The sequence below is a fragment of the Sulfurivirga caldicuralii genome, assembly GCF_900141795.1.
Lineage (GTDB): Bacteria > Pseudomonadota > Gammaproteobacteria > Thiomicrospirales > Thiomicrospiraceae > Sulfurivirga > Sulfurivirga caldicuralii.
Window position 1 is genome coordinate 368,107 of sequence record NZ_FSRE01000003.1, and the last position, 22,743, is coordinate 390,849.

Genomic DNA, 22,743 nt, shown 5'->3' on the forward strand with positions numbered 1-22,743 from the left:
TTCAAACGCGAAATTTCTGACAGCGGCGATCTGCCGCCCAAGCGGGCCTGGGGGTGCGCAAGGCGGCGGCAATCAGCCGTTTATCGCGAGCAAACCAGCACCAGGCGGCCTGTTCGCCCATTTTTGTGCACACCCTAATCTGCCTACGTGCATACAGTGTGCCTTCGTCTTCGAAGGCGTCCAGCTGGCGCAGCAATGTCTGCGACACACCATACAATTCACCGCAGATGGACGCCTTGAGCGCATCCGGCGCTTCATCGATCAATAGCGGCCAGCGCCAGCCCGTGTGCAGAAAATAGGGCTCACAGGTGCGCGCCTCCCCCAGATAGCGCGCCCGCGCCAGCAGATAATGACCCTCGCCACCCCGCATCAGGCTGCCATAGACGAACACCCGTCCCATCAGCGCTTGCGCTGCAGCGCCTCCGCCACCGCAGGGTGCACGAACTGACTGACATCGCCGCCCAGCAGCGCGATTTCGCGCACCAGCGAAGAGCTGATAAAGGTGTTCTGCTCCGCCGGCGTGAGATAGACGGTTTCCACTTCCGGGGCCAACCGGCGGTTCATGGTGGCCAACTGGAATTCATACTCAAAGTCCGACACCGCCCGCAGCCCGCGCAGAATAACCTGCGCCTGTTTTTCATGCACGAAATCCACCAGCAGGCCCGAGAAGCCACACACGCTCACGTTCGGCATCTCTGCAAACACCGCACTGGCCAATGCAATGCGCTCATCCAACGTGAACAGCGGCTGCTTTTTCGGGTTATCCGCCACGGCCACGATAATGTGGTCGAACAGGCGGCCGGCGCGGGCCACCAGATCAGTGTGGCCGTTGGTAATGGGGTCGAAGGTTCCGGGATAGACGGCGGTAATAGTCATGCGTCGGTGTCCGTTGTGGGCAGGTGATAGAGCAGATAGCGCACCTCACCGGCTATTTTATCGCGGTGCAGCGCCCAGTCTGGCGGAACCTGCGGCAATGCCTGCCCCCTGGGCTGCTCCACATACACCCGCGCACCCGGTGCCAGCCAGCCATTTTCCTCCAGCGCATCCAGCGCGACCTGCTGCAGGGCGGCATCAAACGGCGGATCGATAAACACAATATCAAAGACGTGCGCAGCCGGCTGCCGCAGCCAGCGCAATGCATCCGTGTTAACAACCTGCCCCCGTGCTGCAGCACCCAGCGTATTCAGATTCGCCGCCAGCTGCCGCGCCACCTTGCCCGAGCGCTCCAGAAACACCGCCGCCTCCGCGCCGCGGGACAGGGCCTCAAGGCCGAGCGCGCCCGTCCCGGCAAAGGCATCCAGCACCCGTGCCCCCGGCAGGTCAAACTGCAGCCAGTTGAACAGCGTCTCGCGCATGCGGTCCGATGTGGGCCGCAGCCCCGGCGCATCGATCACCGGCAGCTGCCGCCGCGCCCACTCGCCGCCGACAATGCGGATACGCCCCTTTCCCTTATGACCTGCCATCAATCATCCCAGCGGCCAAACATATCATCGGTGTGGGCCCAGTCATCAAAGGGGTCACTCCATGTATCACCAAAGCTGTCTGAAAACGTGTCAGAAAACAGCGCATCACTTACGCCGCTATGCAGCCTATTCTCGCCAGTACCATAGGAATTGCCAGCCACATCCATGCTGCAATCCGCCATGGGCAGCCCCGTTGCCGGATTCACTGTGGGGCAGGACGGATCCAAACCATCACGCCTCCCAACGTCCAAAGGCCCATCCGCAAAACCTCTGCACGGTCGCGACAGTGGCAATTTTGGTTCAAGGACGCACCAAACGGTCATTTCACCACCTGGTATAACACTGCATTGCGTCAAAATCACCTGATACCTCCGGGTTGCGACAAAATGACAGCATCGACTGCGTTGCACATCCGGGATTTGAACACGCCAAACCCTGCAACGCGCATCTTGTATCGGCTGTCATGCACCTGCAACGCAAGCCCATTCAGAGATGTTGCGCTGGTGCCTAAACAAAATGGAATAACTCCCCCGGTATGACCAGCCCCTGCAGGCCGCGACCCACACTGGAAATGGCATACTGCTTCCCTGCCACGCCCAGCGCTTCCACCAACGCACTCTTGATGCGGTTCTTGCGATCACGCACAAAGGCATGTGTCATGCCGTCGCGCTCAAGCGTGTGGTCAGCAACCAGATTCCATCCGGCAACGAGGGGGCGGGCTGGTGTGCCAGCGCCTAGACCGTTTCCGTCACCACCTGCGGCGACAGACCCGATACGCACAGCAGCACCTTACGCACTGACACACTCCAACGAGGATCCCTGCTGAATTTTGTACTCCAGCATCCGCGGCTCGCGCGCTTGCAGCGCTTCAAGCGTTTGTTCCAATCGCTGGCGCACCCAGCCATGGTAGTGGAGCACCTCAATTGCGCCTGAGTCATCCGCAACCCGATCACGCAATACCTTGGCCAGCGTGCGGTTGAAGCAGACCAGCGCAACAGGCTTGACGCCGGCCTGGGCCAGCAGGCGGGCGCGCGTCATCAGCACCAGTGTCTTGCCGGAGCCTGATACCCCATGAATGACCCGATGACCATCCCCCAGCGAGCGGGCCAGTCGTTCCTGTTTCCGATCCAGCAGGCGGATCTGTTCATCCAACGGCAGCGCTTCCACATCATCGAACAACTGCGTCTGCTGACCGACCCGGACTTCAGGAAAAAGATGCCAGCGCACACGATCCACCATCGCGGGTGACAAGGGACGCTGAAAGCGGTATTCACACATTCCCCACAGACGCTGACGGAAAGCGCCTGCGTCAATACTACCTGTCATTTCGTCGGCGCAGAGCACCTGTTCGGCTGGCATCACGCCATCCAGTCCCAGCGCCTCGAAACGCTTGCGTGTCAAGTTTGGAAAAACAACACCGTGGGCATAATTGAAGGCGAGATTGCCTCGATAGGCACCGTCCTTCTGTACAAGCACAGGATCCTTTTGCAGCCGTTGCACCAGCGCCAGCAGGTTGCGCCATGCCTGCTGCCGGGGATTGGCCACCCGCTTGGGGCCCTGGGGCGTCTGAATTTCAAAGTTTTCCGGATCGGCAGAGAGGATGGTTTCCGCCTTCCAGTCCTTCACCTCTAGCAGCAGAATGCCCTGTTCCGGACTGAGAATGACGAAGTCGGCCCATGCGCCCCTCTGCTTCATGGGCTGGTCGTACCAGAACCAGTCATCGGGCAGAAGTTTTTTCTGCAGCTGCTGATACAGACGGCGCTCGCCCGCCGTCATGCGCGCCTGAACGGTCCCCAGACTGGGAAAGGCGTTTTCGGTGGCCATTTACTGCGCCTTGGACGCCTTGAATCCACCCACCATGACCTTGACGAGGCGGTCGGGATGGATGTGACGTCGCCAGGCTGCCAACACATCATCAGCAGTGAGGCGCTCGATCTCCCTGGGGAAGCGCTCCAGATAATCCAGCGGCAGATCGTAAAAGCCGATCATGTTGATATAGCCGAGGATCTTGGCGTTGCTATCGAAGCGCAGCGGCCAGCCGCCGAGCAGATTGTCCTTGATGGCCTGCAGCTTGTCGGGGTCGATGTGCTGCATGAAGGCCTTCAGCGTCTGGCGCACCACCTTGTCAGCCTCGTATGCAGTGGCATTTTTGGTGGATAGACTCACCAACCACGGGCCCGGCTGTTTCAACGGCAGGAAGTAGCTGTATACGCTGTACACCAGCCCGCGTTTTTCGCGCACCTCTTCCATCAGCAGGCTGCCGAAACCGGCGCCACCGAGCAGATGGTTGCCGAGAAACAGGGCGTAATAGTCCGCATCGCCGCGCTTGATGCCCAGCTGACCCAGGTAGTAGTAGGTCTGGGTGGACTGAAATGGTTTTTCGATGTCCACGGCCTTGTCCAGTGGCTTGGGTGCAGGCAGCGGCGCGGCTTTTTTACCGGCAGGCAGGGCACCCATAATGCGCTCGGCCAACGCTTCGGCCTGCTTGCGATCAACGGCACCGACGATGCTGATCAGGCCGTTTTTGGCCACATAGTAGCGCTTGTAAAAGGCGCGCACCTGCTCCAGTTGCAGCCCTTTCACCGTCTCCGGCAGGCCGCTGACGGGATGAGCGTAGGGGTGATCACCGTAAAGCGCTTTCCAGAAGGCGCGTGCGGCCAACGTGGAGGGTTTCATTTCCTCCTCCTTCAGCGCCGTCAGCGTATTGCGTTTGACGCGCACAAAGGGACCCTCCGGAAAGGCAGGCTGGCTGAGCACTTCGGTAAACAGCGCTACCGCCTCGTCCATGATGGGCTGGCGTGCCAGGGTGCGCAGCGTGAGTGAGGCCATGTCCCGGTCGGCACTGGTGCCGAACTGTGCGCCCAGCGCGTTGAAGCCCTCGGCAATGGCGTTTTCATCGTGCCCTTTCGTGCCGGCATCCAGCAGCGCATTGGTTATGGCAGCCAGCCCCCATGCCTTGCCGTCCCGGGCCGAACCGGCATCAAAAGTGACTTCGATATCCACCATGGGCAGATCGGGGGTATGCACATAGAGCACCTTCGCGCCGTTGGCGGTGTGCCAGGTTTCAATTTTGGGCGCCGTCCAGCCCGTTGCCAGCCAGGCCAGCAACAGCAGGCCCGTCATTACACGCATGATCGCTTTCATCGCAGGTGTCCTCCCATGGCTGCCGGCATTGCCGCCTTTTTCGGTGCCTCACCGTTGGGGTAGAGGATGCCCACCGTCAGGTTGTCTTGGGTGAAATACTTTTTCGCCACCGCCTGAATGTCTGCGGGGGTGATCGCGCGCAGCTTGTCCGCCCATTTTTCGTCCAGATCCGGCGGCAACCCGACAGCGGAAAGGATGCCCATCACCATCGCCTGCCCCATGACCGAATCTTTGCTGTACACCCGGCTGGCTTCCACCTGGGCCAGTACCCGCGCCAGTTCCTTCTCGGAGACGGGCGTCGTCTTGAGACGCTCCACCTGCTCCAGCAATGCCTGTTTCAGCTTTTCAATGCTGACGCCATCCGCCGGCGTACCCTCCAGCACAAACAAAGGGTCCCACTTGCTGATACTGTTGTAGCCGGCACCCGCAGCCGCCGCCAGCTGCTTGCCGCGCACCAGCTCCGTGCTCAGGCGCGAACTGCTGTCGCCATCCAGAATGGCTGCTGCCAGCTCCAGCGCCCAGGCCTCTTTCTTATCCTTCGCCGTTACCAGCGAGGGCACATGAAAGCCCATGAGGAGCTGCGGCACTTTTACCGGCCCTTTCATCTCCATCGTGCGGACGCCGCTCTGCCCGATCTCCTTCTGCGGCTTGGGCGGCACGATGGTTTCCGGCTTGAGCGGGCCGTAGTGCTTTTTCGCCAACGAGACCACCTGTTCGGGCGTTACGTCGCCCACCACCACGAGAATGGCATTGTTGGGCGCATACCAGCGTTGATACCACTGTCGCAGGTCATCAATGGTGTAGTGTTCAATATCGGTCATCCACCCGATAACAGGATGATGGGGCGGGCTGTTGACGAACGCGGCCGCATTAAACAGCTCGAACAGCTTGGCTGGCGGCTGATCCTCCACGCGCCAGCGTCGCTCCTCCATCACCACCTGCCGTTCCTTCTGAAACTCTTTATCGTCCAGCTTCAAATGGCGCATGCGGTCGGCTTCCAATGCCATCACATCATTCAGATGCTGCTTGCCGACGATCTGGAAATAGGCGGTGTAGTCACGGCTGGTAAAGGCGTTCTCCCGCCCCCCCATGCGCGACACGCGGCGGGAAAACTCGCCCGGCCCCAGTGTTTCGGTGCCCTTGAACATCATGTGTTCCAGCATGTGGCTGATGCCGGTAATGCCGTTGGGCTCGTAATTGGAACCCACGCGATACCACACCATGTGTGCGACCACGGGTGCACGGTGATCCGGCTTGACCAGCACCGTCAGGCCGTTCTCCAGCTGTGTTTTGTAGATCTTCGCCCACGCCGGCTGCAGGGCCAGCATGAACAGCAACAGAAAGGCAAGACGTTTCATGGGCATCCCGGTTTCGTTTAATAATGGACGTTTAGGCACCTGCGCAAAGCCTCTGAACGGTCACGACAGTGGCGATTCTGGCTCAAGGCAAAGCGTGGTGAGCGCAGCATGGTCATTCCATGTAAGCGAGCCACAACACCGCCTTGAGCCAGAGTCGCTCTGTCCCTTTGGATTGCAGACGTGAGCGTATCCAGAGGTTTTGCGCAGGTGCCTTTATAATACGGGTAATGTGATATTCAAGTGAAGTCATTATGTTTGGACTATTCAAGCGCAAAAAGAAAACGCACGCCGAAGAAGAATCGCCTGCAGAACAGCCTGTGCAGCAGGATGAAACGCCTGCTGAATCCGATAGGCCTGCGCCGGAGGAAACTGCTGAAACAGCCTCTGCCGCGCAGGCTGGGGCGGTGGCGGAGGAGCAACCCGCCTCGGCACCGCATGCCGAGCCAGCACCGCTCGAACCAACCGAACCACCCACGCCTGCGACCGTCCCCATCGAAACACACGCATTGGCCGAACGTCCAGACACACCTGCGACGGCTGCTGAAGAAACCACCGCGTCCTCTGCCGAACCCGTGCGCGAAAAACCCAGGGGCGGCTTTTTTGCCCGCCTGCGCGAGCGCCTGAGCAAAACCCGGCGCGGTCTGGCCGATGCCCTCGGCAGCCTGATTGCTGGGCGCAAGCAGATCGACGACGAGCTGCTGGAAGAGATCGAAATGATCCTGCTCTCCGCAGATGTGGGCATTGACGCCACGGATCGCATCATTCAGGCACTGACCAAGCAGGTATCGTGCAGGGAGTTGAAGGACCCCGAGGCCCTGCTCAACGCCCTGCGCCAGCAGCTGCTGGACATCCTCAAGCCGGTAGCCCAGCCGCTGGAAATCCCCGCCAGCGACAAGCCCTTCGTCATCCTCATGGTGGGCGTCAATGGCGTCGGCAAAACAACCACCATCGGCAAGCTGGCGAAAAAACTGCAGGCAGACGGCAAGAAAGTCATGCTTGCCGCCGGCGACACCTTCCGTGCCGCCGCAGTGGAGCAGTTGCAGACCTGGGGCGAGCGCAACAATGTGCCGGTCATCGCTCAGCAGACCGGTGCCGACAGCGCCGCCGTTATCTTCGATGCGCTACAGGCCGCTCAGGCCCGCGGCATGGATGTGCTCATTGCCGATACCGCGGGGCGACTGCACACCCAGTCCAACCTGATGGAAGAGCTGAAAAAGGTCAAGCGCGTCATGGCCAAGCTGGATGAAAGGGCACCGCATGAAGTCATGCTGGTGATCGACGCCAGCACCGGCCAGAACGCCATGAACCAGACCAAGATCTTCAACGACGCCGTCGGCCTGACCGGTTTGACGCTCACCAAGTTGGACGGCACCGCCAAGGGTGGTATCGTCATTGCACTGGCCGACAAGTTCGGCATCCCCATTCGCTATATCGGTGTGGGCGAAGGCATCGACGACCTGCAGCCTTTCGATGCCGAGGCCTTCGTCGCCGCCCTGTTTGACCGGGAAACTGCCAGCGACCAATGAGGCTGCCGCATACCGACAGCGCCGAGGCCATCTGGGCCTTCAAAAAGGGCTACCGCTTTGGCAAGCAGGGCAAGCCGCTCAACGAAATGCCCGTCACTGTGCGCGCCCAGCCGTGGCTGCGCGACTATTTCATGCAGGGCTACGAGCAGGCGCAGGCAGAACTGACCCCGCCCCGAGGCGACGGCCTGACTCCGCGCAAGCGCATCATCTGGCTGTTCTTCGCCGCGCTGGCCGGCGTGGGCACCGCCTGGCTCATGATCCAGCAGATTCAGGCGGACAAGCGGCCTGATTCGGTTCAGGCCGTTGCCAATGCCTCAAAAGAGGGGCCAATGGCGCAAAATGCCATTAAGACGGCCCCAGAGCCTGCCAAACCCACCGAGGAACCGGCCGCGGAAAAAAGTTCATCTGAAAAAGTCGGGGACCCCTCTTCGCTGAGCCTTCAGTCGGATAATGCCGGCATACAGGCAAGGTCCGCTTCAACTAATGAGTCGCCTGTGGTGCAGCCTGAAAAGCAGGCTGAAGGGCAACCGCCGCAAACGGCCGCAGCTCTCTCATCTTCTGAAACGGAAATGCCCGCTCCACAGGATACGGGCCTGCTGGATGAAGAAGCGCGCGCCAAGCAGCGTATTGCTGCCAGACCCACCCGCCCAGAAACGCTGCCCCCCGTAGTCGACCATGCCATCAGGATTGCACGCAGCTCGCTTGCACGCACCATTCAAAATCGGGAGCCTGGCGAATTGCTTGGCGAGTCCATTCCACGCTCGGTGCGCCAGCTCTATTTCTTTACCGAGGTGGCCAATGGCGCAGGCCATTCGCTGCACCACCGCTGGTATTATGGCGACACCCTGATGGCTGACATCACCCTGCCCATTGGCAGCGACCGCTACCGCACCTGGTCGTCCAAGCGTATGAGCCCGGCATGGCAAGGCCGCTGGCATATCGATGTTACCGATGAAAAAGGACAGGTCATTGCACGGAAATTCTTTATCTACGGTCAGACCCATTAAAATGAATAAACACCTGTTGACACTGCTGAGCGCTCTGCTCCTTCTCGGCGGCTGCTCCAGCACGCCCACCTACAGCCCGGAGCAGCCGCCGGCGCACACTCAAAAAAACATCTGTGCCTTAACAGCCCACGACCGCATCTTCTACGACGCCGCCAAGCGCGCGGAACGCAAGTGGGGCACACCGGCGCATATCCTGCTGGCGTTTGTTCACAAGGAGTCCCGTTTTCTCCACGATGCCGAATCCAGCTCCGGAGCGTATGGCTACGCGCAGGCCAAAGATGCCACCTGGGATGAATACCGCAAGGCCACCGGCCACTGGGATGCCAGTCGCGAGGACATCTACGATGCACTGGACTTTATCGGCTGGTACAACTACCTCAGCCACAAGCGCCTTGGCATCAGCCGCTGGGACGCCTACAACCTCTATCTCGCCTACCACGAAGGGCGTGGCGGCTTTGCCCGCAAGAGCTACGAGCGCCGCTCGTGGGTGAAGGACCTGGCCAAAAAGGTGGCCAATCAGGCCTGGCGCTACCGCCAGCAGATGAAACGCTGCGGTCTGTAACCACCCCTGCCATGGCGAAATTTTACGCGGATGAAAGCCTTGGTTATATTTGAATTGTCCAACCCATGAGACAATCCATGCTGAACAGACTGCTGCCCCTTTTTCTGCTGAGCTTGCCCCTGCATCTTGCAGCTGCACAACCCGCAAGTGATACCACCCCACTCACGTGTCATGTAAAGTGGGCGCAAAAGGACGGCAAACGCGTCACGGTGGATAACAAACAAGTCATGCAGGTCACAGATACGGGCGATCAACTACAAGTCGGCAACGTCCGCTACATGCAGACCCTCACCAAGGCCAATCGCCGCTACTTCAGCAGCCCGGATCGACTGCTGCACGCCTGCGTGATTGACGAAGACGGCGGCCAGAGCAAGGTGATTCTGCGCATCAGTGGCACCGCCACCACCATGGTCATGGGCTGCCAAGCGCCCCTTGTCGCCGCCAGCAATCCCTGAGAGCGGCCCGCAGCCCGGGCACATTTGCATGCTCATGCCCCTCAATGCCGGCACCGGCATGAAGCTCCACTGTAAGCACGCCGCTTCCCAATCTTTCTCGACTGTTGTTGCTCCTCGCCGCAGGACTTGAAATGATCCGAAGCGACAAAAAACCGCAAGCCGCGATAAATACATCGCTGCAGGACGACAGGCATTTTCCAGACCCGATAAAAAAGCCGCACCCTCTCGGATGCGGCCGGGATGTGAACGCTGCAAAAAGTCCGTCAGCCGTCGTATTTCTCCATCACGACACACGCATTGGTGCCACCGAAACCGAAGCTGTTGCTCATCACCCGCTTCAGGCCGGCGTTGTCCACCCTTTCCGTAACGATGGGCACCCCTTCACACTCGGGGTCGAGCTGTTCGATATTGATCGATGGGGCGATAAAGTCGTTTTCCAGCATCAGCAGGGAGTAGATCACTTCGTGCACCCCGGCCGCGCCCAACGAATGGCCGGACATGGACTTGGTGGAGCTGATGCGGGGAATGGCGTCTCCAAACACGGCCTTGATGGCGCCGATTTCCTTGGTATCGCCCACCGGCGTGGAGGTGCCGTGCGGATTGATGTAATCGATGGGCCCATCCACGGTTTCCAGCGCAAGGCGCATGCAACGCTCGGCGCCCTCGCCGGACGGAGCCACCATGTCGTAGCCGTCGGAGTTGGCACCATAGCCGACGATTTCGGCATAAATCTTCGCGCCGCGCGCCAGCGCATGCTCCAGCTCTTCCACCACCACGATACCGCCGCCGCCGGCGATGACGAAGCCATCACGATTGGCGTCATAGGCGCGCGAGGCCTTCTCTGGCGTGTCGTTGTACTTGGTAGAGAGCGCGCCCATGGCGTCGAACAGCATGGAAAGGGTCCAGTGCAGTTCCTCGCCACCACCGGCAAAGATCATGTCCTGCTTGCCCAGCATGATCTGCTCGACGGCAGTGCCGATACAGTGGGCACTGGTGGAGCAGGCTGAGCTGATGGAGAAGTTGATCCCCCTGATCTTGAACACCGTGGCCAGGTTGGCGGATACCGTGGAGCCCATGGTGCGCGGCACGCGATAGGGACCGACGCGCTTGACGCCCTTTTCGCGGGCGATGTCGGCCGCTTCCACCACGTTTTCGTTGGAGGCGCCGCCGGAGCCGGCAATCACGCCCACGCGCGGATTGGACACCTCCTCCTCGCTCAGCCCCGCATCGGCGATGGCCTGCTTCATGGCGATGGTGGCATAGGCGGCCGCATCCCCCATGAAACGTAACTGCTTGCGGTCGATCCAGTCGGAGAAGTCCAGATTCTTGACCGCGCCGTGCACCTGTGAGCGCATGCCTACCTCGGCATATTCCGGCGCAAACACGATGCCACTGCGTCCGGCGCGCAGACTTTCGGTCACTTCGTCCTTGTTGTTACCCAGACTGGAAACCACACCCAGGCCGGTAATGACGACACGCTTCATCTCGCCGCTCCTCAGAATTTGCTGGTATCGGTAAACAGACCGACACGCAGGTCTTTGGCGCTGTAGATTTCGCGCCCATCCACATACATCTTCGCATCGCCGATGCCCATATAGAGCTTACGCTTGATGACGCGCTTCATGTCGATGTGATATTCCACCTTCTTCGCATCCGGCAGCACCTGACCGTAGAACTTCACTTCACCGGCGCCGAGTGCTCGCCCGCGACCGGGGCCACCGCTCCAGCCGAGGAAAAAGCCGATCAGCTGCCACATGGCATCCAGCCCCAGACAGCCCGGCATCACCGGATCCCCCTCGAAGTGGCACTGGAAGAACCACAAATCAGGCTTTACATCCAGCTCCGCCCTGATCTCGCCCAGCCCGTGCGCACCGCCTTCGTCCGAAATGTGCGTAATGCGATCGAACATCAGCATGGGCGGCAGCGGCAGGCGGGCGTTGCCCGGGCCGAACAGCTCGCCATGGCCACAGGCGATCAGGTCATCGTAGTCGTAGCTTGATTTGCGCTCCATGCCAACTCCTGTAAATCCTTTTGATATAACTTGCAAATTATATCAATTCATCACCCAACATGGCGGACCAGAGCGCGCGCACCCGCTCTACATCTTCAGCCACCTGTGCATGCGGCACGCGCGCCGGACGATCCTGCAGGGCCAGACGATGGCCCAGCGTACGATAGTGCTGCCAGGCACGCTGCAGCGTATGCACCTGCTCTGATGCCAGCACACCGGCCTCGCCGGCCGTCTCGAGAATGCGCATGGTATCGGTCCAGCGCGCCAGCTCGGGCGCCTCGCAGGCCTGCGTCAGGACAAGATACTGCGCCATGAATTCGATGTCCACCATGCCGCCGCGTCCCTGCTTGAGGTCAAACAGTTCGGCGTTGCTCTTGTCCAGGTGCGCACGCATCTTGTTGCGCATGGCCACCACTTCCTTCGCCACGTGAGCAACATCGCGGGACTGACGCAAAAACGCTTCACGGAACACCGTGAAGGCCTGTCGCGCATCTGCACTGCCCACCACGGCGCGGGCACGCACCAGCGCCTGGTGCTCCCATACCCACGCCTTATCTTCAATATACTGCTCAAAACTCTCCAGACTGCTGGCCAGCAGACCGTCCTTGCCGTTGGGACGCAGACGGGTATCCACTTCATAGGCGCGACCCGAGGGCATGGGCAGCGTCAGCAGATTAAGAATCTTCTGCGCCACACGGATATGCCAGGTCTGCGCCTCCAGCGGCTGCGCGCCATCGCTCCACTGCGCCGGCTGCAGACCGTGATAGAGAAAGACCACATCCAGATCAGATCCATAGCCCAGCTCGTAGCCGCCCAGCTTGCCATAGCCGATAATGAGCAGACCTTCCAGCGGATCCTTGAGCGCGGCAAACCCGCCATGGCGCGCCCGCATCCAGTGCACCGCCCAGTCTGCCGCAGCATCCAGCACACCTTCGGCGATCCAGCTCAAGTGATCGCTCACCTGCATCACCGGCAGCACGCCCATCACGTCCATGGCCGCCACCTTGAAGACCTGACGATGGCGCCACTGACGCAGCTGATCCATGAACCGCTCTTCATCATCATAGTAATCCTGCGCCAGCGTTTCAGCCTCGCGACGGTAATCATCTGCCTGCGGCAGCGCATAGAGCGCCGCGGGGTCGAGCAAGGCATCCAGCAGCGCCGGTGTTCGTGTAAGCATCTGCGCCAGCCAGGTGCTGGCACAAATTAGGCGAATCAGCTCTACCCGCGCCTGGGGATTTTCCTTGAGCAGCAGCAGATAGACGCTGCGCGGCGCAATGGCCGCGACCAGATCCAGCAGCCGCCCCAGCGCGGTCATACGGTCGCAATCCTCTGCCCCAACCAGTGTCTCCAGCAGTAGCGGCAGGGTTTCATCCAGTCGGCTGCGCGCCGTTTCACTGAGGCGCCGCACAGACGCACTGTCACGCAACTGTGCCAGCTGCTTCAATACGGCATCCGGGTCCAGTCCATGGGCTTCAAGCAGCGTATCCGGCTCGGGATGCACACCATCCCACAGCTGGCGCCACGGCGATATGTCCGAGGCCTCTTCCTCCGCAAACAGGGCATCGAAGCGTGCCTGCACGCGAGCGCGCGCCGGTGCCAGCGTGTCCAGAAAGGCTTCGTAGTCGTCGTGGCCGAACGAAAGCGCCAGCGCCTGCTGAGCATCAACCGTTTGCGGCAGCGCATGCGTCTGCTCATCGCGCATCATCTGCAGGTGGTTTTCCACGCGCCGCAGCAACTCGTAATCAGCTCGCTGAGCGGCAGCCTCATTCTGCTCAACAAGACCTTCTGCCACCAGCGCATCCAGCGCCGCATAGAGGCTCGGCGTGCGTAAAGCAGCACGGCGACCGCCGTAAATCAGCTGAAACGCCTGCACCCAGAATTCCACTTCGCGAATACCGCCAGGACCCAGCTTGATGTTGTCCGCCAGCCCGCGCCGCGCCACTTGGGCGCTGATTTTCTGCTTCAGCTCACGCATGGAATCGAGCGCGCTGAAATCGAGATAACGGCGATAGACGAAGGGTGACAGTTGCGCCAGCAGCGCCTCGCCCGTCTCGATGTCGCCGGCGATGGTGCGCGCCTTCACCAACGCATAGCGCTCCCACGCGCGCCCGTGGGTTTCGTAATACTGCAGCATGCCCCCTGCACTGATCGCCAGCGGTCCGCTGCTGCCGAAGGGGCGCAGGCGCAGGTCCACACGATAGGCAAAACCATCGGCCGTCATGTCTGACAGAGCAGGCGCCAGCTGCTGCACCAGCCGAATAAAGAACTGCTGATTATCCAGCTGCCCTGGGCCATCGCACTGGCCGTTTTCCGCATAAAAGCAGATCAGATCGATATCACTGGAAAAGTTGAGTTCACCGCCACCGAGCTTGCCCATGCCCCACACCGACAGCCGCTGCGGCGCGCCACTCTCCTCGCCAATGGGCTCGCCATAGCGGCTCACCAGTTGCGCATGCAGCCAGTCCACCGTGCCGGCGACAATGCCTTCTGCAATGACCGTCAGCGCCTGCAGGGTTGTCTGCACGCCATCCAGACCCAGTCCATCGCGAATGGCTACCCGAGCGGTGTACTGCTGGCGCAGCCGTCGCGTACGCTGCTTGAGATCCTCCAGATTCAGACTGGCCCGCACGGCATCAGCCAGTTCACAGCGCAATGCCGACCACTCGGGCCACGCCGGCCCCCAGAAGGCCTCCTCGCCCACCTCGGGGAAGCGCCGCAACACCTCGGCGACAAAAGGGCTCCACTGTAGTACGGGTTCAATACGCTGGCTCATCGCTCACATCCTCGGGCGGCACAAGCTGCCTGTTCTCATCAAAACGGTACACATAGAGCAGCGTCTGGCGACGGTCATTGACCTGCCAGATTTCGCTAGGCTCGACATCAGGAAAGGGAAAGCTATTGCTGACAAACAGACTGTTCGGCGCCATCTCGGCCAGCGCCTTGTCCTGCAACTGCGCCATGGGCTGAGGCGAGAGAAAGGCGTACACCACATTAAAACGGCTCAGATCCATATCCCAGAGGCTTTTGCCCAGCACGATACCACCCGCGGCACGGGCGCGCCAACGGGCGATGAGATAACTCAGCGGCGCTGTTTCCACCCCGACACTTTCCTCCACATGAGTCTGTCGCGCCATGGCCGCCACCACATCGCCCCAGCCACAGCCCAGATCCACAAAACGCACTGGCGCCAAGGACCGGGTCAACTGCCCGAGCGCACGCTGTGTGGACGCATTGCTGATATAAAGCGGTACCCGCTCACCGCCGGCGTTCCAGAACACCAGCACCAGCAGGATTACCAGGACAACGACAATCCAGCCCGGCACCTGCCACGCCAGGGCTCCGACCAGCAACGGAGGAAACAGCAGCTGGATCACCACCCACCAACGCGGCCAGCGCAGCATCCAGGCGATAGCGGCGGTCAGCAGCGACTGGGCGGCCACAAAAGGCCACAGGGGATAGGGCGGCGGCACCCACACGGGCAAAAAGCGCACGCTCATCCATAGCAAGGCGAAAACCACCCCCTGAAGCAGCAGGGATTGCACCAATATTTTCAATTTTGCACCACTTTCAAGGGGTCAAGTCCGGCAGCAAACATATAAGAAAACGCCTTAACGCATTGTAATAAAAGGCCTTGTTAAGCTTGGCGCCTTGATAGCTTGGAAACCGGTCGATGCCGTTCCAATTCGGGGCATGCCGAGCAAACCTGAAACATGTGCAACCTTATGAGGAGTTAGTATGAAACTGGTCACCGCCATTATCAAGCCGTTCAAGCTTGATGCCGTGCGTGAAGCACTGCACGAGATCCATATCGAAGGCATGACCGTCACCGAGGTAAAGGGGTATGGCCGCCAGAAGGGCCACACCGAAATCTACCGCGGTGCGGAATATGCCATTGAATTCATGCCCAAGCTGAAAGTCGAAGTGGCCGTCAAGGCCGACCTGGTCGATGCGGCTGTTGAAGCCATCGTCCAGGCTGCACAGACCGGCAAAATCGGCGACGGCAAGATCTTTATCACCCCCTTGGACAACGCAGTTCGCATTCGCACCGGCGAAAGCGGCGAAGACGCGCTGTAACACACTGGAGGAACGCTTATGGAACAACCAGCAATTCAACTCGCTTATGCACTGGATACCTTCTACTCCCTGGTATCCGGCGCACTGGTCATGTGGATGGCCGCAGGCTTTGCCATGCTGGAGGCCGGCTTGGTCCGCGCCAAGAACACGACTGAGATTCTGGCCAAGAACGTCGGCCTGTTCGCCATTGCCTGTGTGATGTACATGCTGGTGGGCTACAACATCATGTACGGCGACGGTACGGGCGTATTTCCCAGCATCAGCTTCCTGCTGGGCGGTGACAACGCTGTGGCCGACGTGCTGAAAGGCGACGACGATGCACCTTACTACTCCAACATGGCCGACTTCTTCTTCCAGGTCGTGTTTGTTGCAACCGCCATGTCCGTCGTCTCCGGTGCCATGGCAGAACGCATGAAGCTGATGGCGTTCTTCATCTTCGCCACTGTCTTCACCGGTTTCATTTACCCGGTTGAAGGCTACTGGAAATGGGGCGGCGGCTTCCTGGATCAGATGGGCTTCCAGGACTTCGCAGGCTCCGGTATCGTACACATGGCCGGCGCATCCGCTGCACTGGCTGGCGTACTGCTGCTGGGCGCTCGCAAGGGCAAATACGGCCCCAACGGCGAAATCAAACCGATCCCCGGTGCCAACCTGCCACTGGCCACGCTGGGTACCTTCATCCTATGGCTGGGCTGGTTCGGCTTCAACGGCGGTTCCGAGCTGAAGATCTCCAGTATCGATGAAGCCAATGCCGTCTCCATGGTGTTCGTCAACACCAATATGGCGGCTGCCGGCGGCGTCATCGGCGCCCTGCTGAGCTCACGTCTGGTGTTCGGCAAGGTTGACCTGACCATGATGCTCAACGGCGCTCTGGCCGGTCTGGTGGCGATTACCGCTGAACCGCTGAACCCGAGCGCGCTGGAAGCAACGCTCTTTGGCCTGATCGCTGGCGTGATTGTGTTCTTCAGCATCATCGCACTAGACAAACTGAAGATCGACGATCCGGTCGGCGCCATCTCCGTACACGGTGTAGTCGGCTTCTTTGGCCTGATGATCGTGCCGCTGACCAACGGCGACGCCACCTTCGGCACACAGCTGATCGGTGCCCTGACCATCTTCGCCTGGGTCTTCTTCACCTCACTGATCGTGTGGACCATTCTCAAGGCTGTGATGGGCATCCGCGTGGACGAGGAGCACGAATACGAAGGCTTGGATCTGGTGGAGTGCGGCCAGGAAGCCTATCCGGAGTTCACCAAGAGCTGATCGTTTCCTCAACTTCGGTTCAAGTGTTCAGCCCCGCTTTTGCGGGGCTTTTTTGTGCAAGCCTGAAAACTGCCCAGGCGGCCAAGCAGTTGATTTTTAAAGCTCAGGTGCTATATTCAGAAGAAAAGGGGAGGGACTACCATGATTACCTTGAATGATGCCTACCTTATCTCAAACGCCAACACCCTGACACCAGCCGAACAGCTGACCAGCGGCAAGCGCATCAACCATACCGCCGATGATGCGGCCGGTGCGGCCATTGTGCAGATCATGACCGCACAGATCCGCGGTCAGGACCTGGGCTACCGCAATGCCCACGATGGCATCAGTCTGGTGCAGACCGCCGACGGCGCGCTCGAAGGCTACACAGCAGGCCTGCAGCGCATGCGCGAACTGGCCGTACAATCTGCCAATGGCACATTGAATGCGGCGGAGCGCCAGGCAGTGCAGGCCGAGTTTGACCAGATTCGCGAAGAATTGGGCCGCGTGGCGGAATCCACCCAGTTCAATGGCCGCCCCTTGCTGAAGCAGGCGCAGCAGGTCAATATTCAGCTGGGTGAAAGCGGCACGGCCATCAACCTGCCTGATGCCCGCCCGCAAACCTTGGGCATCGACACGCTGGACATCAGCAACCCGGCCAATGCGCTCAACGCCATCAATGGGCTGGATACCGCACTGGAAACGCTGACCAAAAGCCGTGCAGAAATCGGCGCCAAACAAAACGCCCTGACCCACGCGGCCGATAACCTGGCCAACACGCGCCTCAACACACTGGAAAGCCGCAGCCAGATCAGTGATGCCGACATGGCCAGAGCCTTTGCCGAACTGACCCGCAATCGCATTCTGGAACAGGCGCATATCGCCATGCTGAGCCACCGCAATCACAGTCAGGCAGACGTGCTTAACCTGCTGAGTTAACACAACCCTGATAAAAAACCTCCACGACCCCGTCGCCGTAAAAGACGCCCTCTGCGGACGCGTGGCCGCCCGACATGTGGCACCTCGCCTTCGCGATCAGAACACGACAGACCCGGTGAGTGCTGGCGAGTAGTCAGAGGCTAGAGAGTGCGTAGCTTGTAGAGCAAGGCGTACAGGCGCTGTTTAAGTGTGGGCTGCGCCACGGCGATGTGCTCGAATCGCACCACGCAGGCGGGTGCCTGCGGATTATGCAGAGGGTTGAACGCCCAGCCAAGCAGGTCATCTTCTTCCCGACCAGAATCGAGCGCCACCTGCGCCCATGTGGGAGGCGCCTCCGCTATGATTCGCGGGGGATTCACGGCAAAGTCCACCGGCCACTTGTCACCGATGAACACGGTTTCCGTTTTGCCGTTTTCCATCCAGATGCGCACTTTCTCCCCCCTTTCCAGCAGGGTGCCGTAGGGCAGAAACAGATACCGCGCCTTCAGGTGCGCCACCGGCAGATCCAGCAGGGGCGGCCCCGGCGGAAACTCAAAATTGCAGAAATTGCCGCCACAGCAGCTCATGGGGGCTTTTCTCCTTGTGAAAACCGTTTTTCTCCATTCTACTGAGGCCCGCAGACACGCGACAAAAAACCGACCTTGAAAAAGTCGGCCCCCCCCCCTCCCGAATGCCACCTGCGCCCGCCCCTCAGTGCCGCAATACCCCCATGCTTCATCTGTCTGAATTCGACGTCCATGCCCTGTACCCCGCTTACGCCATTGCGCGCCTTCGCTTTTTGTCGCAATGCGCATGCATTCGGCGTGCCGAGCAGGCCCCCTTGCTATAATTGCACGATTAAACGAATTTGACGGATTTTGCAGCATGGACAAGCATTTCGACCCCAAAAACATTGAAGCCAAGTGGTATCCAGAATGGGAAAGCAAGGGCTACTTCAAACCCCAGCCCAGCCGCACCGGTGAGCACTACTGCATCGTCATTCCCCCACCCAATGTCACCGGCTCGCTGCACATGGGGCATGCGTTCCAGGACACCATCATGGACATCCTCATCCGCTACCACCGCATGAAGGGTGATGAAACCCTGTGGCAGCCCGGCACCGACCACGCCGGCATCGCCACGCAAATGGTGGTGGAGCGCCTGCTGGAGCGCGAGGAAGGCAAGTCCCGCCACGATCTGGGACGCGAAAGGTTCCTCGAGCGCGTGTGGCAGTGGAAGGAAGAGTCCGGCAACACCATCACCCGCCAGTTGCGCCGCATGGGCGCCAGCCTGGACTGGAGCCGCGAGCGCTTCACCATGGACGAAGGGCTGTCCAATGCAGTGCGCGAAGTGTTTGTGCGCCTGTATGAAGAAGGGCTCATCTACCGCGGCAAGCGCCTGGTGAACTGGGACCCCGTGCTGCACACCGCCATCTCCGATCTGGAAGTGATCAACGAAGAGGAAAACAGCCACCTGTGGCACTTCCGCTATCCCCTCAGCGACGGCAGTGGCCATCTGGTGGTGGCCACCACCCGTCCGGAAACCATGCTGGGCGACCAGGCCGTGGCCGTGCATCCCGAGGATGAGCGCTACCGGCACCTGATCGGCAAGACCGTGCGCCTGCCGCTGGTAGACCGCGACATTCCCATCATCGCCGACGACTACGTGGACCCCGAGTTCGGCACCGGCTGCGTCAAGATCACCCCGGCCCACGATTTCAACGACTACGAGATCGCCCAGCGCCACAATCTGCCACTGCTCAACATCTTCACCATCGATGCGGCCATTAACGATAATGCGCCGAACGCCTACCGCGGCCTGGACCGCTTCGAGGCGCGCAAGCGCATCGTTGCCGACATGGAAAAGCTGGGCCTGCTGGAAAAGATCGAAGATCACAAGCTGATGGTGCCCCGCGGCGACCGCTCCGGCGCCGTGATCGAACCCTACCTGACCGACCAGTGGTATGTAGCGGTGGAATCCCTCGCCAAGCCGGCCATCGAAGCGGTGGAAAAGGGCGATATCGAATTCGTACCCAAAAACTGGGAGAACACCTACTTCGAGTGGATGCGCAATATTCAGGACTGGTGCATCAGCCGCCAGCTGTGGTGGGGCCACCGCATTCCCGCCTGGTATGACGAGGCCGGCAACGTCTATGTAGGCCGCTCGGAAGAGGAAGTGCGCGAAAAATACAACCTGGACGACACGCCGCTGAAGCAGGACGAGGACGTGCTGGATACCTGGTTCAGCTCGGCGCTGTGGACCTTCTCCACCCTCGGCTGGCCGGAGGATACCGAAGAACTGCGCAAGTTCCACCCCACCAATGTGCTGGTGACCGGCTTCGATATCATTTTCTTCTGGGTCGCGCGCATGATCATGATGACCCTGAAGTTCATGGACGAAGTACCGTTCCACCAGGTTTACGTACATGGCCTGGTGCGCGATGCCGAAGGCCAGAAGATGTCCAAGTCCAAGGGCAACGTGCTCGACCCGCTGGACATTATCGACGGCATCGATCTGGAAAGCCTGGTCAAGAAACGCACCTACGGCATGATGCAGCCGCAGAAGGCGAAAAAGATCGAAGAGCTAACACGCAAGCAGTTTCCCAACGGTATCCCAGCCTATGGCGCCGATGCGCTACGTTTTACATTCGCCTCGCTGGCCTCCACCGGCCGCGACATCCGCTTTGACCTGCAGCGCTGTGAAGGCTATCGCAACTTCTGCAACAAGCTGTGGAATGCCAGCCGCTATGTGCTCATGAACACGCAGGGGCAGGACACGGGTCTGAACGAAAGTGATCCAGTAGAGCTTTCTATCGCCGACCGCTGGATTATCAGCCGCCTGCAACGGGTTGAACAGGAAGTGGCACGGCACATTCAGCAGTACCGCTTCGATCTGATGGCGCAGACCCTGTACGAGTTCACCTGGGACGAATTCTGCGACTGGTATCTGGAACTGTCCAAGCCCATCCTCAACGATCCTGACGCCAGTGAAGCGGCCAAGCGCGGCACCCGCCGCACCTTGGTGCGCACCCTGGATGCGCTGTTGCGGCTGCTACACCCCACCATCCCGTTCATCACCGAAGAGATCTGGCAGCAGCTCAAGCCGCTGTCCGGCAGCCAGGGTGAAACCATCATGCTGGCGCCCTTCCCGGAGGCAGACGCAAGCCGTATCGATGCAGATGCCGAAGCGGAAATGGTCTGGATTCAGCAATTCATCAGTGGCGTGCGCCGTATCCGTGCAGAGATGAACATTGCACCCTCGAAGCCGCTGCCGGTACTGCTGACGCATGCATCCGAACAGGATCGTGCATGGCTTGCTGAAAATGAACCATTCCTCAAGTCCCTGGCGCGACTGGCATCCATCGAGGTTCTGGATAATGAAAATGATGCGCCCGAATCTGCCGTCGCTCTCGTCGGCGACATGAAGGTACTCATCCCCATGGCTGGCCTTATCGACAAGGAAGCCGAACTGGCCCGCCTGGAAAAGGAACTGGACAAGTTGCGCAAGGATGCCGAACGGCTGAAGAAAAAACTGGGCAATGAAAACTTCGTCAGCCGGGCACCTGCCGAGGTGGTTGCAAAGGAAAAGCAAAAGCTCGAAGATGTGCAGACCGCCCTCAACAACCTGGAAGAGCAGTATGAAAAAATCCGCGCGCTCTAGTCGTCTTCTGGTCGCAGCATTGACATCGACCCTCCTGGCAGCACCGTTGCTGCCGGAGATGAGTCATGCCAGAACAGACGGATTCAAACATTACATATCAGACGAATTGACGGTCCCCGTGCGCCACGGGCCCGGATACAACTACAAGATACGCAAGCTGCTCAAGGCCGGCACGCCAGTCACCGTGCTGGAAATCAATGAAGAGGGCTGGGCCCATATCCAGTACCCCCACAAGGGCAAAATGCTGGAAGGCTGGGTGCCCTCCAGCCTGCTGAGCACACAGCCGGCTGCGCGGCAGCAACTGAAAGAGGCGCAAAAGACCATCAAGGACCTCAATGAAAAACTGCAGCAACAGAATACGCAGCTCACAACATTGCGAGCCGAGAACGAGGACCTCAAAAAACGTCTTTCAGAGGCGCAAAAGCAACTGTTTACGCTGAAAAAGGACTATGACCATCTGGTTAAAACAGCAGGCAATGCCGTCCGGCTTGATGAAGAGAATCAGCAGTTGAAAAAGGACGTTGCCCGTCTTGAGCAGGAAAACGCCATGCTCAAGGATCAGATCGCACACTCCGAGGATGCTATGAAACGTCAGTGGTTCCTGACCGGCGCAGGCGTGCTCTTGCTAGGGCTGCTGCTGGGGCGCTTCTTCCGCCTGCCACAACGTCGCCGTTCCAGCTGGGACGAACTGTAATACTTGAACCTGCTTATGGCAGAGCCTACGCTCTGCCATCATTCATAAACCCAACTGCCTGCGCCTATACCCTGCATTCGACAGGATTCATATCCTCCGTTATCTGCGTGCCAATGCCCTATATTGCCCTACAAAGCTGTCCACCAGCTTTTACTACCTTAATCTCAGTTTTGCGCTAATCAGCAAGCAGATCATGCTAATCAAGCAGGAGGATGTCGAAAGCAAATAAACTGCCCGGACCTGGAGCACGTGATTTGTCCGGTTTCATGATCTCCAACAAGGAGGTGAGCCATGAGACGGACAGAACTGCTACGGAAGATCCGAAAATGCGAATCAAAGAACCCTATACGGGATGAGCCGATAAGCAACTGTCCTACGAAGAGGCAGCATGGCTGCCGGGGCTCTGTGAGCAGACCTTCACGTGCTATATCAACCGCTACGAAGGGGCGGGTCCAGAGGGCCAGATCGACAAGCGCCCGAGTCAGGTCTACCAGTGCAAGGCGCCTCTTCCAGCCAATAAAAAACCCCGGGCGTTTGTGACGACCGGGGTTTGGTATTTAATGCCTGGGGATGACCTACTCTCGCATGGGACCTCCCACACTACCATCGGCGCTGGCGCGTTTCAC

Annotated in this window: 22 protein-coding genes; 9 read left to right on the forward strand and 13 right to left on the reverse strand. The window is 59.7% G+C overall.

Going from position 1 to position 22,743, the window contains the following annotated elements; genetic code table 11:
- Nucleotide 1: 1 nt before the first annotated feature.
- From BUQ81_RS07645 to BUQ81_RS07670, 8 genes are all read right to left on the reverse strand, one after another.
- Nucleotides 2-400: a gamma-glutamylcyclotransferase family protein gene (locus BUQ81_RS07645; RefSeq protein WP_074201785.1), complete on the reverse strand. Its 399-nt coding sequence runs from the start codon at nt 398-400 to the stop codon at nt 2-4.
- Entirely contained in the window at nt 400-876 is a 477-nt protein-coding gene (gene coaD / locus BUQ81_RS07650) for a pantetheine-phosphate adenylyltransferase (protein ID WP_074201786.1), read from the reverse strand. Before coaD ends, BUQ81_RS07645 begins: the two co-directional genes overlap by 1 nt.
- Nucleotides 873-1,463 (reverse strand): 16S rRNA (guanine(966)-N(2))-methyltransferase RsmD, encoded by a 591-nt coding sequence (gene rsmD, locus BUQ81_RS07655; protein WP_074201787.1) that lies wholly within the window; start codon nt 1,461-1,463, stop codon nt 873-875. The genes coaD and rsmD overlap by 4 nt, the downstream gene beginning before the upstream one ends.
- Nucleotides 1,463-1,630, reverse strand: a complete 168-nt coding sequence (locus BUQ81_RS08730) for a hypothetical protein (protein ID WP_159432276.1) — start codon at nt 1,628-1,630, stop codon at nt 1,463-1,465. Before BUQ81_RS08730 ends, rsmD begins: the two co-directional genes overlap by 1 nt.
- A gap of 340 nt (nt 1,631-1,970) precedes the next feature.
- Nucleotides 1,971-2,123: a hypothetical protein gene (locus tag BUQ81_RS08735; protein WP_159432277.1), complete on the reverse strand. Its 153-nt coding sequence runs from the start codon at nt 2,121-2,123 to the stop codon at nt 1,971-1,973.
- Between the two features lie 129 nt (nt 2,124-2,252).
- Nucleotides 2,253-3,287, reverse strand: a complete 1,035-nt coding sequence (locus tag BUQ81_RS07660) for a nuclease-related domain-containing DEAD/DEAH box helicase (RefSeq protein ID WP_074201788.1) — start codon at nt 3,285-3,287, stop codon at nt 2,253-2,255.
- A complete protein-coding gene (locus BUQ81_RS07665) occupies nt 3,288-4,595 on the reverse strand; it encodes a M16 family metallopeptidase (protein WP_074201842.1) in 1,308 nt (435 codons plus the stop codon).
- An 8-nt stretch (nt 4,596-4,603) separates the two neighbouring features.
- Entirely contained in the window at nt 4,604-5,965 is a 1,362-nt protein-coding gene (locus tag BUQ81_RS07670; protein WP_234947399.1) for a M16 family metallopeptidase, read from the reverse strand.
- A 251-nt stretch (nt 5,966-6,216) separates the two neighbouring features.
- On the opposite strand from BUQ81_RS07670, the gene ftsY reads away from it, so the two are divergent.
- The 4 genes from ftsY (at nt 6,217) to BUQ81_RS07690 (ending at nt 9,515) form a co-directional block, all read left to right on the forward strand.
- Entirely contained in the window at nt 6,217-7,491 is a 1,275-nt protein-coding gene (ftsY, locus tag BUQ81_RS07675) for a signal recognition particle-docking protein FtsY (RefSeq protein WP_074201790.1), read from the forward strand.
- Nucleotides 7,488-8,498, forward strand: a complete 1,011-nt coding sequence (locus BUQ81_RS07680) for a DUF2914 domain-containing protein (protein WP_074201791.1) — start codon at nt 7,488-7,490, stop codon at nt 8,496-8,498. Before ftsY ends, BUQ81_RS07680 begins: the two co-directional genes overlap by 4 nt.
- 1 nt (nt 8,499) lies before the next feature.
- Nucleotides 8,500-9,060 carry a transglycosylase SLT domain-containing protein gene (locus BUQ81_RS07685; protein ID WP_074201792.1) on the forward strand — a complete coding sequence of 187 codons (561 nt, stop codon included), beginning with the start codon at nt 8,500-8,502 and terminating at the stop codon, nt 9,058-9,060.
- A 77-nt stretch (nt 9,061-9,137) separates the two neighbouring features.
- Nucleotides 9,138-9,515, forward strand: coding sequence for a hypothetical protein (locus BUQ81_RS07690; protein ID WP_074201793.1), 378 nt, complete (start codon nt 9,138-9,140; stop codon nt 9,513-9,515).
- A 263-nt stretch (nt 9,516-9,778) separates the two neighbouring features.
- On the opposite strand, the gene fabB is transcribed toward BUQ81_RS07690, so the two are convergent.
- Genes fabB through BUQ81_RS07710 form a run of 4 tightly spaced genes read right to left on the reverse strand, consistent with a single transcriptional unit; the run spans nt 9,779 to nt 15,071 of the window.
- A complete protein-coding gene (gene fabB, locus BUQ81_RS07695; RefSeq protein WP_074201794.1) occupies nt 9,779-10,999 on the reverse strand; it encodes a beta-ketoacyl-ACP synthase I in 1,221 nt (406 codons plus the stop codon).
- 11 nt (nt 11,000-11,010) lie between these two features.
- A complete protein-coding gene (fabA, locus tag BUQ81_RS07700; RefSeq protein ID WP_074201795.1) occupies nt 11,011-11,526 on the reverse strand; it encodes a 3-hydroxyacyl-[acyl-carrier-protein] dehydratase FabA in 516 nt (171 codons plus the stop codon).
- A gap of 37 nt (nt 11,527-11,563) precedes the next feature.
- On the reverse strand, nt 11,564-14,302 hold the full coding sequence (gene glnE / locus BUQ81_RS07705; protein WP_074201796.1) for a bifunctional [glutamate--ammonia ligase]-adenylyl-L-tyrosine phosphorylase/[glutamate--ammonia-ligase] adenylyltransferase: 2,739 nt from the start codon (nt 14,300-14,302) through the stop codon (nt 11,564-11,566).
- Complete coding sequence (locus BUQ81_RS07710; RefSeq protein ID WP_084188308.1) at nt 14,286-15,071, reverse strand: class I SAM-dependent methyltransferase; 786 nt, start codon at nt 15,069-15,071, stop codon at nt 14,286-14,288. Before BUQ81_RS07710 ends, glnE begins: the two co-directional genes overlap by 17 nt.
- Before the next feature lie 193 nt (nt 15,072-15,264).
- Here BUQ81_RS07710 and BUQ81_RS07715 point away from each other — a divergent pair, with 193 nt between their 5' ends.
- The 3 genes from BUQ81_RS07715 (at nt 15,265) to BUQ81_RS07725 (ending at nt 17,784) form a co-directional block, all read left to right on the forward strand.
- Nucleotides 15,265-15,603, forward strand: coding sequence for a P-II family nitrogen regulator (locus BUQ81_RS07715; protein WP_074201798.1), 339 nt, complete (start codon nt 15,265-15,267; stop codon nt 15,601-15,603).
- A gap of 18 nt (nt 15,604-15,621) precedes the next feature.
- Nucleotides 15,622-16,866, forward strand: coding sequence for an ammonium transporter (locus tag BUQ81_RS07720; protein WP_074201799.1), 1,245 nt, complete (start codon nt 15,622-15,624; stop codon nt 16,864-16,866).
- A gap of 141 nt (nt 16,867-17,007) precedes the next feature.
- A complete protein-coding gene (locus BUQ81_RS07725) occupies nt 17,008-17,784 on the forward strand; it encodes a flagellin N-terminal helical domain-containing protein (RefSeq protein WP_074201800.1) in 777 nt (258 codons plus the stop codon).
- Nucleotides 17,785-17,924: 140 nt separating this feature from the next.
- Here the strand turns inward: BUQ81_RS07725 and BUQ81_RS07730 are convergent, their stop codons facing one another.
- Nucleotides 17,925-18,350, reverse strand: a complete 426-nt coding sequence (locus BUQ81_RS07730) for a hypothetical protein (RefSeq protein ID WP_074201801.1) — start codon at nt 18,348-18,350, stop codon at nt 17,925-17,927.
- 298 nt (nt 18,351-18,648) lie between these two features.
- Here BUQ81_RS07730 and BUQ81_RS07735 point away from each other — a divergent pair, with 298 nt between their 5' ends.
- Nucleotides 18,649-21,423, forward strand: a complete 2,775-nt coding sequence (locus tag BUQ81_RS07735; RefSeq protein WP_074201802.1) for a valine--tRNA ligase — start codon at nt 18,649-18,651, stop codon at nt 21,421-21,423.
- Nucleotides 21,401-22,117, forward strand: a complete 717-nt coding sequence (locus BUQ81_RS07740; protein ID WP_074201803.1) for a TIGR04211 family SH3 domain-containing protein — start codon at nt 21,401-21,403, stop codon at nt 22,115-22,117. The genes BUQ81_RS07735 and BUQ81_RS07740 overlap by 23 nt, the downstream gene beginning before the upstream one ends.
- The last annotated feature ends 626 nt before the right edge of the window (nt 22,118-22,743 follow it).

Coding starts and splice junctions, on each gene's coding strand:
- BUQ81_RS07690 (WP_074201793.1), top strand. CDS start 9,138: ATGCTGAACAGACTGCTGCCCCTTTTTCTGCTGAGCTTGCCCCTGCAT.
- BUQ81_RS07645 (WP_074201785.1), bottom strand. CDS start 400: ATGGGACGGGTGTTCGTCTATGGCAGCCTGATGCGGGGTGGCGAGGGT.
- ftsY (WP_074201790.1), top strand. CDS start 6,217: ATGTTTGGACTATTCAAGCGCAAAAAGAAAACGCACGCCGAAGAAGAA.
- BUQ81_RS07740 (WP_074201803.1), top strand. CDS start 21,401: ATGAAAAAATCCGCGCGCTCTAGTCGTCTTCTGGTCGCAGCATTGACA.
- BUQ81_RS07685 (WP_074201792.1), top strand. CDS start 8,500: ATGAATAAACACCTGTTGACACTGCTGAGCGCTCTGCTCCTTCTCGGC.
- BUQ81_RS07680 (WP_074201791.1), top strand. CDS start 7,488: ATGAGGCTGCCGCATACCGACAGCGCCGAGGCCATCTGGGCCTTCAAA.
- coaD (WP_074201786.1), bottom strand. CDS start 876: ATGACTATTACCGCCGTCTATCCCGGAACCTTCGACCCCATTACCAAC.
- BUQ81_RS07660 (WP_074201788.1), bottom strand. CDS start 3,287: ATGGCCACCGAAAACGCCTTTCCCAGTCTGGGGACCGTTCAGGCGCGC.
- rsmD (WP_074201787.1), bottom strand. CDS start 1,463: ATGGCAGGTCATAAGGGAAAGGGGCGTATCCGCATTGTCGGCGGCGAG.
- glnE (WP_074201796.1), bottom strand. CDS start 14,302: ATGAGCCAGCGTATTGAACCCGTACTACAGTGGAGCCCTTTTGTCGCC.
- fabB (WP_074201794.1), bottom strand. CDS start 10,999: ATGAAGCGTGTCGTCATTACCGGCCTGGGTGTGGTTTCCAGTCTGGGT.
- BUQ81_RS07725 (WP_074201800.1), top strand. CDS start 17,008: ATGATTACCTTGAATGATGCCTACCTTATCTCAAACGCCAACACCCTG.
- BUQ81_RS07730 (WP_074201801.1), bottom strand. CDS start 18,350: ATGAGCTGCTGTGGCGGCAATTTCTGCAATTTTGAGTTTCCGCCGGGG.
- fabA (WP_074201795.1), bottom strand. CDS start 11,526: ATGGAGCGCAAATCAAGCTACGACTACGATGACCTGATCGCCTGTGGC.
- BUQ81_RS08730 (WP_159432276.1), bottom strand. CDS start 1,630: ATGGATGTGGCTGGCAATTCCTATGGTACTGGCGAGAATAGGCTGCAT.
- BUQ81_RS07665 (WP_074201842.1), bottom strand. CDS start 4,595: ATGCGTGTAATGACGGGCCTGCTGTTGCTGGCCTGGCTGGCAACGGGC.
- BUQ81_RS07670 (WP_234947399.1), bottom strand. CDS start 5,965: ATGAAACGTCTTGCCTTTCTGTTGCTGTTCATGCTGGCCCTGCAGCCG.
- BUQ81_RS07735 (WP_074201802.1), top strand. CDS start 18,649: ATGGACAAGCATTTCGACCCCAAAAACATTGAAGCCAAGTGGTATCCA.
- BUQ81_RS07715 (WP_074201798.1), top strand. CDS start 15,265: ATGAAACTGGTCACCGCCATTATCAAGCCGTTCAAGCTTGATGCCGTG.
- BUQ81_RS08735 (WP_159432277.1), bottom strand. CDS start 2,123: ATGACACATGCCTTTGTGCGTGATCGCAAGAACCGCATCAAGAGTGCG.
- BUQ81_RS07720 (WP_074201799.1), top strand. CDS start 15,622: ATGGAACAACCAGCAATTCAACTCGCTTATGCACTGGATACCTTCTAC.